This is a genomic window from Vibrio sp. V39_P1S14PM300, assembly GCF_009904765.1.
Taxonomy (GTDB): Bacteria; Pseudomonadota; Gammaproteobacteria; order Enterobacterales; family Vibrionaceae; genus Vibrio; species Vibrio proteolyticus.
Genome location: NZ_WXWP01000158.1, coordinates 1 through 13,804, shown reverse-complemented (window position 1 = coordinate 13,804; position 13,804 = coordinate 1). Strand labels below are relative to the sequence as shown.

Genomic DNA, 13,804 nt, shown 5'->3' with positions numbered 1-13,804 from the left:
TCGCTATCCTTTGCACACCCTCAATCTCATTGTTGCTCTTATTTACAATTTAGGCAACTTTGAGACCATCTCTGCAAGGATCGCACTGCTGGCTTTGAAGGTAAAGCAGCAGCTCATTATACGGAAATTGAAGTTTTTTTGACCAGGATTAGTACGCACTCTTGGAGTTCGGCTATTCTTGAGAATGATTTTTATCTAAACCGATTATTACAGGTAGTCACTCATGTCTAAGCTAGTTTTAGTTTTAAACTGCGGTAGTTCTTCTCTTAAGTTCGCGATCGTTGACGCGGAAAATGGCGACGAGCACCTATCAGGTCTTGCTGAATGTCTTCATCTTCCAGAAGCTCGTATCAAGTGGAAACTTGATGGCAAACACGAAGCGCAACTGGGCGAAGGTGCTGCACACGATGAAGCGCTGTCTTTCATCGTCGAAACTATCCTTGCTTCAAAACCAGAACTTGCAGATCAGCTGAAAGCGGTTGGTCACCGTGTCGTACACGGCGGTGAGAAGTTCACTCAGTCTGCACTGATCACAGACGACGTTGTGAAAGGTATCGAAGACTGTGCCACTCTGGCACCACTTCACAACCCAGCGCACATCATCGGTATCAAAGCTGCACAAAAATCATTCCCAGCACTGAAAAACGTGGCTGTGTTTGATACGGCTTTCCACCAAACTATGCCGCAAGAGTCTTACCTATACGCTCTGCCATACAACCTGTACAAAGAGCACGGCATCCGTCGTTACGGCATGCACGGTACTTCACACCTATTCATTACACGTGAAGTGGCAAACCTGCTGAACAAACCAGTAGAAGAAGTTAACATCATCAACTGTCACCTGGGTAACGGCGCATCTGTATGTGCAGTTAAAAATGGCCAGTCTGTTGATACATCAATGGGTCTGACTCCGCTGGAAGGTTTGGTGATGGGCACTCGTTGTGGTGACATCGATCCTGCGATCATCTTCCACCTGCACGACACTCTGGGCTACTCTGTAGACCAAATCAACACCATGCTGACCAAAGAGTCTGGTCTGCAAGGTTTGACTGAAGTAACGTCTGACTGCCGCTTCGTTGAAGACAACTACGGCACCAAAGAAGAAGCGACTCGCGCAATGGACGTATTCTGCCACCGTCTGGCGAAATACGTTGCAGGTTACACTGCGTCTCTGGAAGGTCGTCTGGATGCGATCGTTTTCACTGGCGGTATCGGCGAAAACTCTGCACCTATCCGTGAAATGGTTCTAAACCGTCTAGGCATCTTCGGTATCGAAGTGGATAGCGATGCAAACCTGAAAGCACGTTTCGGCGGCGAAGGCACCATCACTTCAGCAAACAGCCGCATCCCTGCCATGGTTATCTCAACTAACGAAGAGCTAGTCATTGCAGAAGACACAGCACGTCTGGCTGGTCTGTAATTGACCCAAACTGGCTAACTCAAGTTAGCCAGTTTCCGTTTTGGGGCTCAATTTGGTTTGTGCTTTTGTTCCGAGTCGCAAAGAAGTTGAGCTTTTCTCCCGAATACCATTCTGACTGAGTCTCTGCTCCGTCGGCTTGGTGTCAAATAGTTAGAGGTTCTTACTCAATGTCCCGTACTATTATGCTTATTCCTGCCAGCGCTGGTGTCGGTCTTACCAGTGTGAGCATGGGCGTACTGCGCGCTATGGAGCGTAAAGGCGTTAAGGTTTCTTTCTACAAGCCTATCTCGCAACCTCGCGCTGGCGGCGATCAACCGGATCTGACGTCGACCATCGTTGCAGCAAACAGCGATATGAAAATCGGCGAGCCAATGGCGATGTCTGTTGCCGACAGCCTGATCGGTAACGACAAAATGGATGAGCTGCTGGAAACAGTAGTAGAGCGTTACAACCAGATCAATAAAGATGCAGACGTAACGCTGATCGAAGGTCTGGTACCGACTCGCAAACACCCGTTTGCTAACCAGGTGAACGCAGAAATCGCTGCGACTCTGGGTGCTGAGATTGTTCTGGTTGCGACCCCTGGCACGGACAACCCTGCACAGCTGAAAGAGCGTATCGAAGTCGCTTGTTCTAACTTCGGTGGCACAAAAAACAAAAACATCTCTGGCGTAATCATCAACAAACTGAATGCACCAGTTGATGAAGCAGGCCGTACTCGCCCTGACCTGTCTGAGATCTTCGATGATGCCGACAGCGCAAAACAGAACGAAATGAAAGTGATGGAGATCTTTAACACCTCTCCTATCCGCGTTCTTGGTTGTGTGCCTTGGAGCATCGATCTGATCGCCACTCGTGCTATCGACATGGCGAAGCACCTGAATGCCGAAGTGGTGAATCAGGGTGACATCCAGACTCGTCGCATCAAGAGCATCACCTTCTGCGCACGTTCTCTGCCACACATGATTGAGCACTTTAAACCAGGTTCACTGCTGGTGACTTCAGCAGACCGCCCAGACGTAATCGTTGCAGCATCTCTGGCCGCAATGAACGGCGTTGAAATCGGCGCAATCCTGCTGACTGGCGGTTACGATATCCCGGCAGAGATCAACAACCTGTGTAAACCTGCGTTTGAGACTGGCCTGCCAATCTTTAAAGCACAAGGCAACACCTGGCAAACATCTTTGAATCTGCAAAGCTTCAGTCTGGAAGTACCAGCAGACGACAAAGAGCGTATTGAATTCATCAACGATCACGTTGCAGGCCACATCGACGGCAACTGGATCGAATCCATGACAGAAGGCACCACGCGTTCACGTCGCCTGAGCCCACCGGCATTCCGTTACCAGTTGACTGAATTTGCCCGTCGCGCAGGCAAACGTATCGTACTGCCAGAAGGTGACGAACCTCGTACCGTTAAAGCTGCTGCTATTTGTGCTGAACGCGGCATAGCAGAGTGTGTCCTGCTGGGTAACCCAGAAGAGATCAAACGTGTTGCAGCTCAGCAAGGTGTTGAACTGGGTGCTGGCGTACAAATCATTGATGCGGATGCCATCCGTGAAAACTACGTAGCCCGTCTGGTTGAACTGCGCGGCGCGAAAGGCATGACTGAAGTGGTTGCTCGTGAGAAACTGCAGGACTCTGTCTTCCTGGGTACCATGATGCTGGAAAATAACGAAGTAGACGGCCTGGTGTCTGGTGCGGTTCACACAACCGCTAACACCATCGTTCCTCCGTTCCAGATCATCAAGACTGCACCAAACGCGTCAATCGTTTCTTCAGTGTTCTTCATGCTGCTGCCTGATCAGGTTCTGGTTTACGGTGACTGTGCAATCAACCCGGATCCAACCGCTGAACAGCTGGCAGAAATCGCAATCCAGTCAGCCGACTCAGCTGCGGCATTTGGTATCGATCCTCGCGTTGCGATGATCTCTTACTCGACTGGTGAGTCAGGTAAAGGTGCGGACGTTGATAAAGTACGTGAAGCGACCAAGCTGGCGCAAGAAAAACGTCCTGATCTGGTTATCGATGGTCCACTGCAGTACGACGCGGCGATCATGGAAAACGTAGCGAAATCAAAAGCACCAAACTCGCCTGTGGCGGGTAAAGCGACTGTCTTCGTATTCCCGGACCTGAACACAGGTAACACTACATACAAAGCCGTACAGCGTTCTGCAGACCTCGTGTCTATCGGTCCTATGCTGCAAGGTATGCGTAAGCCAGTGAATGACTTGTCTCGTGGCGCGCTGGTTGACGACATCGTCTACACCATCGCACTGACCGCGATTCAGGCAGATCAGGATCAAAACTGATTCTGTACCTTAAGCAGAAAAGCCTCCCAACCGGGAGGCTTTTTTATTGGTCAGCGTCCACTCAAACGTGGCTCTGTCGACATAGCACAAAGGCCAGCTGTTGAGGCTGGCCTGCGCAAGATAAACGAAGTTATTTAGCGAAGAGCGTGTCTCGTCCGTGGGGAGCCTCCAGATCCAATTCAGGCCCTTTCGGCACGATTTGGGTCGGATTGATGGTCTTGTGGCTAAAGTAATAGTGCCGCTTGATATGATAAAAATCGACCGTCTCACGAATACCGTCAATCTGATACAACTCTCTCAGATAACCACTCAGATGCGGGTAATCGGCAATGCGCTGTTTGTTGCATTTGAAGTGGCCGACATACACAGCATCAAAACGGATCAGCGTAGTAAACAAACGCCAGTCCGCTTCGGTGATTTGCTCTCCTGCCAGATAGCGATGCGTCGCCAAATGTGCATCAACGCGGTCCAAAGCAGCAAACAAATTATCGTACGCTTCTTCATAGGCTTCCTGCGACGTCGCAAAACCGCAGCGATAAACCCCATTGTTGATGTTCGGGTAGATGTAATCATTCCACTCATCGATCAGCGGTCGCAGCCCTGCCGGGTAATAATCGTCCTGATTGCCCGTCAGTTGGTTGAACTCCGAGTTGAACATACGGATGATTTCCGAGGATTCATTGCTGACGATGGTGTTGTGCTTCTTGTCCCATAAGACAGGTACCGTTACCCGACCAGTGTAATCAGATTTGGCTTCAGTGTAGATCTGATGTAACCGGCGATGACCAAACAGCGGCTCTGGCAACCCCATCTGCCAGCCTTCGCTGAGCATATCCGGACACACCACCGTGACATCAATGTGTTCTTCCAACTGCTTCAATTTACGCAGGATCAATGTGCGGTGAGCCCACGGACAAGCCAGTGAAACGTACAAATGGTAGCGCCCCGACTCCGGTGCAAACATTGCGTCTGGCTTGTTCTTGATCCAGTGACGAAAGCCGGCATCTTCACGGACAAATTCGCCCCCGCTTGCCTTTGTGTCATACCAGATGTCGTGCCACTTACCCTCTATCAGCTTGCCCATATCATTCACCTGTTTCAATCTTGTTTATATCTAATACGGTTTCATTCTATGCCTGACAGCATAGTGGCTAAACCCAACCGAATTGGCTTAGTTGTTCGAAAATTTCGATGGAATTGGCAAAAGTGGTCAGACTCAATTACCTGCAACAAAAACAAAAAAAGCGCGACGCTAAAAAAGCAGCCGCGCTTAAGCCCGTCACAGGCTGAATGGGTGGATACTACACTTCCACGTGCAGGCAGGACACCGCGTGTGTGTCGTTACCTTGAATAGATGGGCGTTGCTGAGCACACACCTCCGTCGCCTGAGGGCAACGGGTACGGAAGACACAACCCGATGGCGGGCTGATTGGTGATGGCAGGTCGCCTTCCAGCATCTCTATTTTCTTCGCGCGTTCCAGCTTCGGATCCGGAATTGGTACCGCAGACATCAACGCACGGGTGTAAGGGTGCTTAGGTTCGGCAAACAGTGCATCGGCCTCCCCCAATTCCACTGCGTTCCCCAAGTACATCACCAGTACACGGTCTGAAATGTGTTTGACGACCGACAGGTCATGGGCAATAAAGACCAAAGACAAGCCCAGCTCTTTTTGCAGCTCTTTCAGCAGGTTCACTACCTGAGCCTGAATCGAAACGTCCAGTGCCGACACTGGCTCGTCACAAATGATCATCTTGGGCTTAAGGATAAGAGCACGGGCAATCCCGATACGCTGACACTGACCACCTGAGAATTCATGCGGGTAACGGTTGATCACGTTTGGCAGCAGGCCGACTTTCGCCATCATCTGCTTGACGCGGCCTTTCACTTCGTCTTTAGACAACTCCGGATAGAACGTCTCCAGCGGCTCGGCGATGATGTCACCCACTGTCATACGTGGGTTCAGTGACGCCAGAGGATCCTGGAAAATCATCTGGATCTCTTTGCGCGTTTCACGGCGCTGGATGTTCTGCATCTTAGTCAGATCCTGACCCAGCCACACCACTTCGCCATCTGTTGCTTCAACCAAACCGATAATAGCGCGAGCAAAAGTGGACTTACCACAACCAGATTCGCCCACAACGCCCAACGTTTCACCTTCATACAAACGGATATTAACGCCGTCGACGGCTTTTAGATTAGCCGGCTTTGACCATGGCCAGGCGGATTTCGATGCGATGCTGAAGTGAACTTTAAGATCTTTAACATCTAACAATAGTTTTTTGTCTATGCTCATTTTGCCCAAGCCTCCCAATCAGAAAAACATGCACGCTGACGACCGTCACCAAACGGAGTCAGAATCGGTGCTTCACTCTTACAACGTTCAGTCACACGGTGACAACGCTCTTGGTAAGGGCAACCTGGTGGCAAACGCAGCAGGTTTGGCGGGTTGCCTGGAATCGTCGGCAAAATTTCGCCTTCGGTATCCAGACGCGGGATGGCTTTTAGCAGACCTTCCGCATATGGGTGGCTTGGGTTATAGAAGATTTCGTCTACCGTGCCGTATTCCATGGTACGACCGGCGTACATCACCAGTACTTTGTCACACGAACCAGCAACGACGCCCAGATCGTGGGTGATCATGATGATGGCAGTGTTGAACTCGCTCTTCAGCTCATTCAATAGGTCCATGATCTGCGCCTGGACGGTTACGTCCAGTGCCGTTGTCGGCTCATCGGCGATCAGCAGTTTCGGACGACACAGCAAAGCCATGGCGATCATTACACGCTGACGCATACCACCTGAAAACTCGTGCGGGTACATGGTAATACGCTTACGCGCTTCCGGAATTTTCACCGCTTCCAGCATACGTACAGACTCTTCAAACGCTTCTGCTTTGCCCATACCTTTGTGCAGCATCAGTACTTCCATCAGCTGATCGCTGACCTTCATGTACGGATTAAGCGACGTCATCGGGTCCTGGAAGATCATAGCGATCTGTTCAGCACGCACTTTGTTGAGGGCTTTTTCTGGCAGGTTGAGGATCTCGTTACCTTCAAACTTTGCGCTACCAGAGATCTTACCGTTTTTAGCCAGCAAACCCATGATAGAGAAAACGGTCTGGGATTTACCTGAGCCCGATTCACCCACAATACCCAATGTTTCTCCCTGGTTCAGGGAGAAGTTCAAATCGTTGACTGCGGTAACGATACCATCTTGCGTGGTGAATTCGACGCGCAGATCTTTGACATCTAATAAACTCATCATTGCTTCCTTAATCTTGCTCTATTTTTATCTGTCTTTTGGATCCAGCGCATCGCGCAGACCATCACCAACGTAGTTGAAGCAGAACAGCGTCACGACCATAAACAATGCCGGGAAGGCCAACTGCCATACCGCCACTTCCATGGTGTTCGCCCCTTCTTGCAGAAGTGCGCCCCAACTTGTCATTGGCTCTTGAACGCCAAGACCAAGGAATGAAAGGAAAGATTCCGTCAGAATCATGCTTGGGATCAGCAGGGTTGAGTAAACCGCAACGATACCCAATACGTTTGGCACAATATGACGGGTGATGATTTTCCAGTTGCTGACACCACACACGTGCGCCGCTTCGATAAACTCTTTGCTACGCAGGCTCAGTGTCTGACCACGTACAATACGGGCCATATCCAGCCAGGCAATTGCACCAATCGCGACGAAAATCAGCACGATATTACGGCCAAAAAACGTCACCAGAACAATCACCAGGAACATAAACGGAATCGCGTACAGGATTTCCAGAATACGCATCATAATACGGTCAACTTTGCCACCGATGAAGCCCGATGCCGCGCCATAAAGCGTACCAATCAGTACCGCAACCAACGCGCCCATCACGCCCACCATCAATGAGATACGACCACCTACCAGAGTACGGACGTACAAGTCACGTCCCAACGCATCCGTACCAAACAAATGTTCCATCGACGGCGCTGCGTGCATCGCGTACCAGTCAGTGTCTTCATACGTATACGGTGCCAGCATTGGCAGGAAAATGACTGCCAGAGTCATCAGCATCAGAATAAACAGGCTCACCATCGCCGCTTTGTTACGCATAAAGCGGATACGGGCGTCTTGCCACAAACTGCGACCTTCAATTTCCAGGTTTTCGGAAAACTTTTCGATCGCGTCCAGATTCTCTTTTTTCGTCAACATACTAATACTTCCCTGTTAGTAACGAATTTTCGGGTCAATCGCTGCAAGCAGAATATCCACTACTGCGTTAAACAGAATGAACAGGAAACCAATCAGAATGGTTACACCCATAACCAGTGAGTAGTCACGGTTAAATGCAGCGTTTACAAACAGTTTGCCGATACCTGGCAGACCGAAAATAGTTTCAATAACAACAGAACCGGTAATGATACCGACGAAGGCCGGGCCCATGTACGACACAACAGGAAGCAGTGCAGGTTTCAGCGCGTGTTTCAGGATGATGTAGCGGTAGCTCAGACCTTTTGCACGTGCAGTACGGATAAAGTTGCTGTTCAGCGTTTCAATCATTGAACCACGGGTAATACGTGCGAACGTCGCCACGTATAACAAGGACATCCCTAATACTGGTAACGCCATGTACTTGAAGGAGCCGTCCAGCCAGCCCCCGGCGGGCAGCCACCCAAGGTTGATCGAGAATAGATAGATGAGAACCGGAGCCAACACGAAAGATGGCATCACCACCCCGAGCATGGCGGTCGCCATGATGGTGTAATCAAGCCAGGTATTTTGCCGCAAAGCCGCGATCGTCCCGACGGTGACCCCCATAATAAGGGTGAAGATAAACGCAACGAAGCCCACTTTCGCTGAAACAGGCAGGGCATCAGAAATCAGCTCGTTTACCGTGAAATCTTTGTATTTAAACGAAGGACCAAAATCACCGACCATAATGTTGGTCAAGTAAGTGGTGTACTGCTCGAATACTGGTTTATCAAGACCGTATTTAGCATTGATGTTTGCCATTACCTCAGGAGGCAATGGTCGCTCACTAGAGAACGGGTTACCTGGTGCGAAACGCATCAGAAAGAAAGATATAGTGATCAAAACCAACATGGTTGGGATCGCTTCAAATATCCGTTTTGCAATGAATTTAATCATAAACTCACTCTTTCAGTCTGTGACAATTTAAAATGAAGAAAGACGCTGCATGTGCGTCTCTATCATTCGATAGCACATGCAGTGTCTGGATTATTTATAATTTTTTTGCTGAGTAAGGTTACTTAGCTTTGATGTACAGATCTTTGGAGAAGATCTTGTCTTCCGCGTTGTTCGCTGGGTAACCACCAACAGTTGGCGATACCAGACGCGACTTCACGTATTGGTAGATTGGTGCGATAGGCATATCGCGAGCCAGAAGTTTCTCTGCGTCAGTGTACAGCTTCTCGCGCTCAGCTTCAGAGGTTGTCGCCATCGCTTTTTCCATCACGCCATCGTACTCGTTGCTGAAGTACTTAGGATCGTTAGAGCTGTTGTTTGACTGCATCAGAGACAGGAATGAAGACGCTTCGTTGTAGTCGCCACACCAACCAGCACGAGTGACGTCAAAGTTCCCCTGACGACGCGTGTCCAGGTAAGTTTTCCACTCTTGGTTTTCCAGTGAAACGTCTACGCCCAGGCTCTTCTTCCACATAGACTGGATAGCGGTCGCAATCTTCTTGTGGTTTTCAGAAGTGTTGTAAAGCAGCGTGAATTTCAGTGGGTTGGCGCTGTCGAAGCCCGCTTCCGCCAGCAGCTTCTTCGCCGCTGCTTCACGCTCTTTCTGAGTCATCTTGCCGTAAGCAGGCATTTCCGGGTGGAAACCTGCAGTGATTTCAGGCGTCAGGAAGTAAGCCGGTTTCTGACCTTGGCCCAGAATCGCTTTTGAAATGATGTCGCGATCGATAGCGTAAGACAGGGCCTTACGGACGCGAACGTCATCAAAAGGTGCTTTCTTGTTGTTGAAACCGTAGTAATAAGAACACAGGTTACCCTGTACCTGAACAAAATCAGGGTGCTCTTTTTGCAGACGCTTGAAGTGCTCAATTGGCAGTTCGTTTGTGATTTGGATTTCACCGGACAGGAAGCGGTTCATTTCAGCCACTTGGTTCTCGATTGGCAGGTAAGTGACCTTGTCAAGCACAGTGTGCTCGTTGTCCCAGTAGAACTTGTTGCGTTTCAGTTCGATACGCTCGTTCACAACCCAGTTGTCCAGTACAAATGCACCGTTCCCAACGAAATGTTCAGGTTTGGTCCATTTGTCGCCGAATTTCTCTACCGTTGCACGGTGAACTGGTTTAACAGTGGTGTGGCCCATCATCTTCACGAAGTAAGGCAGCGCTGTTTCCAGTTTGATCTCCAGTGTGTTCGCGTCCAGTGCTTTAACACCCAGAGTCTCTTTGTCTTTTTTGCCAGCAATAATATCGGCAGCATTTTCCATGGTGGTCATTTCCAGGTACCACGAGTATGGAGACGCTGTTGCTGGATCCACGGCACGCTTGAAGCTGTACACAAAGTCTTCAGCGGTTACAGGATCGCCGTTAGACCATTTTGCGTCTTTGCGTAGGTGGAAAGTGAAGGTTTTGTTGTCTGTCGTTTCCCAGCTTTCTGCAACACCAGGGATGGTATTGCCGTCCGCGTCCTGGTTTACCAAGCCTTCCAATAGATCACGGATAACGTGCGATTCTGGCACACCCTCAGTTTTTTGAGGATCCAGAGACGCAACTTCAGTACCGTTACCACGGACTAATTCCTGAACATCGGCGAGTTTAGTACCAACTGGAACATGTGCTGCGAAAGTTGCCGTAGAAGTGGCGGCCACTGCAAGACCGGCACCGAGAAGCAGTGCCTGAGTGATTTTGTTCTTATACATGCGTAAAACTCCAAGTTTTTATTTTGCATCCATGACTTCCTTGTAGAGTTCACCAGAACGGCTAGTGATTTAGATTTCTTTAGCGCAAATACTAAAAATAAAAACCTAAAGGCCCTACAAAGATTGGGGCACACATTAGCAATCATTGAAGCAATTTGCCATAAAAATGTAGCAAAAAGCGGTTTAATATTACGTTTTCGTCAAGTTTCTGGTCAAAAAGTCTGCTAAAAATCTAAACTCCGCATTTTTGGATTATTTAGATAGTACGGCTCAGAGACTCATACCGAATTGACTAAAAAATAACGCTTAATCAGCATTATCATCTGCCCACTTGCAACAAATTTAACATTTTATTTACTCAATTGGCATCCTGCTTTTATCATCGTCCGCCAGTTTAAGCACTAATTGTGAGCATTATCACCGTCTGTATCCTTCCGCACCTATGCCACCGTGCGCTTACTCACACAGTGACATAAAACGCTTCAATATCAAGCGTCTGTTGGCGGAACAGCACACATAAAAAAACGCGGGCATTGCCCGCGCTTTTCTTCCACTCAGAGTGCTAGTCGACTTGATGTAAATGCACATCCATCTGACGAAACGGTATTTCGATGCCATTGCTGTCCAGAGCTTCTTTGACAGCCAGGTTAAGGTCCCAGAATACAGGCCAGTAGTCAGAACGCTTGACCCAAGGACGCACAATAAGCTGTACCGATGACTCCGCCAACGCGTTGACTCCAATCTTAACTTCCGGCTCTTTCAACACGCGAGGATCACTTTCGACCACCTCACGCAGCACCTGTTGAACCTGTCTCAGATCCGCCTTGTAGGAAACCGCAAACACAAAATTGATCCGACGGGTATCGTAACGGGAGACATTGGTGATCGGGCCTTTCATGATCGACGAGTTCGGTACCACAATCATCTTGTTGTCGCCGGTTTTCAGTATGGTTGAGAAAATCTGAATCGCCTGCACCGAACCCGAAACACCAGCAGCCTCAATGAAGTCGCCCGACTTAAACGGACGAAACAGCACAATCAAGACCCCGGACGCGAAGTTGGACAGTGACCCTTTCAGCGCCAAGCCCACCGCCAGACCTGCCGCACCCAGTACCGCAATGATCGACGCCGTCTCAATACCAATCCGGCTCAGCACCGCAACCAGCACAAAGGCCAAAATTCCATAGCGAACAATACTGGAGACAAAGCTGGTAACGGCCTTATCCACCCCCTTTTGACCCAACAACTTTTCAACCGTAGCGGCGATGGTTTTGCTGAGCATACTCCCCACAATCAGGATCAACAGAGCGGCAATCACATTGACGCCATACTGAACCAACAAGCCTGAATGACTGACCAACCAGTCACTCACCTGATTTACAGACTCAACGGCCATCGTTTTTCTCCAAACAGAGCAATTTATATTGCTGATATTATTAACGATTATTGTTTCTGCTTACATGCAATTTGTTAAGCGCGCAGACAATATAGCAAAGCTTATCGAGCGCAAAGCGAAAAGATGAGACAAGTGGTAAAAATTCATCCCTACCATCGCTGCAACGTGGAAATAACGTGCAAAAACAACAACGCTCACCGGAGTGAGCGTTGACGAGCAGATACATTGAGTGGCATTAACCAATCAGGCGAGCATTGATCTCCGTCTCTTCATTAAACACCACGGTTTGAGCACGTTTAAAGAAGTTAAAGTCAGTCGCCGTAGCGCTGGTGTAAGCGCCCATCATACGACCAATCACCAAATCACCGTTGTCCAGTTTCGGCAACATCACGTCTTCGGCAATCACATCAATACTGTCACAAGTTGGGCCAGACAACACACTAGGGATCAGCTCACCACCCTGTTTCAGAGTCACCAGTGGGTATTGCGCGTCATCGAACATCAAGCCGCTGAACGAACCATAAATGCCATCATCCAAGTAGTACCACATCTGACCTTCTCGCTCCGCTTGCCCCATCACAGATGCAACACTCATGACCGCTCGGGCCACAATAAAACGCCCCGGCTCTGCCAGAACCTGAACGGTTTCAGGTAATTCGCTCAACGCCTGATTGATCGGCATACAAAATTGATCAATGGGCATCACCGCTTCGCTGTAGCTAACCGGGAACCCCCCACCAATATCCAGTGTGCTCAGTGCAGGTAAACCACATGCGACCACTTGCTCCATCACCATTTTACAGGTTCGGATCGCGTCCACGTATTTCTGCGGATTAGTGGTTTGCGATCCCACATGAAAAGACAAGCCTTTCACACGGATATTCCACGCCTGCGCCGTTTCGATAATGGTCAGCGCCTGCTCAGGTGAACAGCCAAATTTTTTCGACAGATCGGCGAACGCTTCTGAATTTCGAAAACTCAGACGCACCAGCAGTTCAACGTCGTCGCTGTAAGCCTTGAACTTTTCCAGCTCATTGAGGTTATCAACCACAAAGACATGACATCCATACGCCAGGGCATCGCGAATGTCCGCGTCGCGTTTAATCGGGTGAGTATGAATGGTACGCTCAGCCGGAACCCCTTCCTGTGCCACCAGCTCAACCTCACCTGTGGTGGCCAAGTCAAAACTGGCTCCTTCTTGCATCAGGGTTCTGACCACGGCCGGATGCGGTAGCGGCTTCAAAGCAAAGTGCAGTGTCACAGTTGGCAGCGCGCTATGCAGCGCACGGTATTGCTGACGAATGACATCGCAATCAAGCATTAATAATGGTGCGCCAAATTGCTCCACCGAGGTTTCGATAAGTGCAATGTCATCCGCCGACAGCGTTGGAGAAGTGAAAGATTGAAAATTCAGAACTGAGTGTGCGTGAGCCATGGCAAACCTCTAATATAAAGGCACCTTCCATCGGCAATATGATGAAAAGTGGAGCGTCAAAAAAAGCGCGGATGCGCAGTCAAAGTCACTCTTGGATAGTTGCTCTATCGCCTTGCCACAAAACCAACTGTGATGTACTCGGATTGGCTATCATCAAGAAGCACGGCGATAGTAAGGTCATCCCTCACCAGGCGCAATAAAAAAGCAGCCATTTGAAAGCAAAACATTTTTATGGTTTTGATAACCATTTTTAATCCTGAGTATACAGGCCGTTGGTCTCAAGCGTCCCAGAGTGAACATTCCCGAATCGGCATATTTTTTCTCTTGGGCAGAAAACATGAATATACCAAGCAATCCTAATAT

General features: G+C 49.3%; 11 protein-coding genes. 2 read left to right on the top strand and 9 right to left on the bottom strand.

The window, feature by feature from the left end; translation table 11 throughout:
* The first annotated feature begins 223 nt into the window (after positions 1-223).
* Both CAG65_RS07880 and pta read left to right on the top strand, forming a co-directional pair.
* Positions 224-1,420 carry an acetate kinase gene (locus CAG65_RS07880; protein ID WP_021704167.1) on the top strand — a complete coding sequence of 399 codons (1,197 nt, stop codon included), beginning with the start codon at positions 224-226 and terminating at the stop codon, positions 1,418-1,420.
* A gap of 167 nt (positions 1,421-1,587) precedes the next feature.
* On the top strand, positions 1,588-3,732 hold the full coding sequence (gene pta / locus CAG65_RS07875; protein WP_161453263.1) for a phosphate acetyltransferase: 2,145 nt from the start codon (positions 1,588-1,590) through the stop codon (positions 3,730-3,732).
* A gap of 130 nt (positions 3,733-3,862) precedes the next feature.
* Here pta and CAG65_RS07870 read toward each other — a convergent pair whose 3' ends face one another.
* The 9 genes from CAG65_RS07870 to CAG65_RS22230 form a co-directional block, all read right to left on the bottom strand.
* Entirely contained in the window at positions 3,863-4,816 is a 954-nt protein-coding gene (locus CAG65_RS07870) for a glutathione S-transferase family protein (protein WP_161453262.1), read from the bottom strand.
* A 217-nt stretch (positions 4,817-5,033) separates the two neighbouring features.
* Positions 5,034-6,026, bottom strand: a complete 993-nt coding sequence (oppF, locus tag CAG65_RS07865) for a murein tripeptide/oligopeptide ABC transporter ATP binding protein OppF (protein WP_021704170.1) — start codon at positions 6,024-6,026, stop codon at positions 5,034-5,036.
* The gene (locus CAG65_RS07860; RefSeq protein WP_161453264.1) at positions 6,023-6,994 is read right to left on the bottom strand and encodes an ABC transporter ATP-binding protein; all 972 of its coding nucleotides are present in this window, start codon (positions 6,992-6,994) and stop codon (positions 6,023-6,025) included. Before CAG65_RS07860 ends, oppF begins: the two co-directional genes overlap by 4 nt.
* 27 nt (positions 6,995-7,021) lie before the next feature.
* Complete coding sequence (gene oppC, locus CAG65_RS07855) at positions 7,022-7,924, bottom strand: oligopeptide ABC transporter permease OppC (protein WP_161453261.1); 903 nt, start codon at positions 7,922-7,924, stop codon at positions 7,022-7,024.
* 15 nt (positions 7,925-7,939) lie between these two features.
* Positions 7,940-8,860: an oligopeptide ABC transporter permease OppB gene (gene oppB / locus CAG65_RS07850; protein ID WP_021704173.1), complete on the bottom strand. Its 921-nt coding sequence runs from the start codon at positions 8,858-8,860 to the stop codon at positions 7,940-7,942.
* Positions 8,861-8,978: 118 nt separating this feature from the next.
* Entirely contained in the window at positions 8,979-10,610 is a 1,632-nt protein-coding gene (locus tag CAG65_RS07845) for an ABC transporter substrate-binding protein (protein WP_161453260.1), read from the bottom strand.
* A 562-nt stretch (positions 10,611-11,172) separates the two neighbouring features.
* Positions 11,173-12,006 carry a mechanosensitive ion channel domain-containing protein gene (locus tag CAG65_RS07840; RefSeq protein WP_161453259.1) on the bottom strand — a complete coding sequence of 278 codons (834 nt, stop codon included), beginning with the start codon at positions 12,004-12,006 and terminating at the stop codon, positions 11,173-11,175.
* 235 nt (positions 12,007-12,241) lie between these two features.
* Positions 12,242-13,441, bottom strand: coding sequence for a type III PLP-dependent enzyme (locus tag CAG65_RS07835; RefSeq protein WP_161453257.1), 1,200 nt, complete (start codon positions 13,439-13,441; stop codon positions 12,242-12,244).
* Positions 13,442-13,618: 177 nt separating this feature from the next.
* Positions 13,619-13,804: hypothetical protein (locus CAG65_RS22230; RefSeq protein ID WP_237668778.1), on the bottom strand; the 186-nt coding region annotated here is incomplete at its 5' end.

What these genes read in the sequence shown, in the direction of transcription:
- CAG65_RS07845 (WP_161453260.1), bottom strand. Translation starts at nt 10,610, where the DNA reads ATGTATAAGAACAAAATCACTCAGGCACTGCTTCTCGGTGCCGGTCTT.
- CAG65_RS07840 (WP_161453259.1), bottom strand. Translation starts at nt 12,006, where the DNA reads ATGGCCGTTGAGTCTGTAAATCAGGTGAGTGACTGGTTGGTCAGTCAT.
- oppF (WP_021704170.1), bottom strand. Translation starts at nt 6,026, where the DNA reads ATGAGCATAGACAAAAAACTATTGTTAGATGTTAAAGATCTTAAAGTT.
- CAG65_RS07860 (WP_161453264.1), bottom strand. Translation starts at nt 6,994, where the DNA reads ATGAGTTTATTAGATGTCAAAGATCTGCGCGTCGAATTCACCACGCAA.
- oppB (WP_021704173.1), bottom strand. Translation starts at nt 8,860, where the DNA reads ATGATTAAATTCATTGCAAAACGGATATTTGAAGCGATCCCAACCATG.
- CAG65_RS07835 (WP_161453257.1), bottom strand. Translation starts at nt 13,441, where the DNA reads ATGGCTCACGCACACTCAGTTCTGAATTTTCAATCTTTCACTTCTCCA.
- oppC (WP_161453261.1), bottom strand. Translation starts at nt 7,924, where the DNA reads ATGTTGACGAAAAAAGAGAATCTGGACGCGATCGAAAAGTTTTCCGAA.
- CAG65_RS07870 (WP_161453262.1), bottom strand. Translation starts at nt 4,816, where the DNA reads ATGGGCAAGCTGATAGAGGGTAAGTGGCACGACATCTGGTATGACACA.
- pta (WP_161453263.1), top strand. Translation starts at nt 1,588, where the DNA reads ATGTCCCGTACTATTATGCTTATTCCTGCCAGCGCTGGTGTCGGTCTT.
- CAG65_RS07880 (WP_021704167.1), top strand. Translation starts at nt 224, where the DNA reads ATGTCTAAGCTAGTTTTAGTTTTAAACTGCGGTAGTTCTTCTCTTAAG.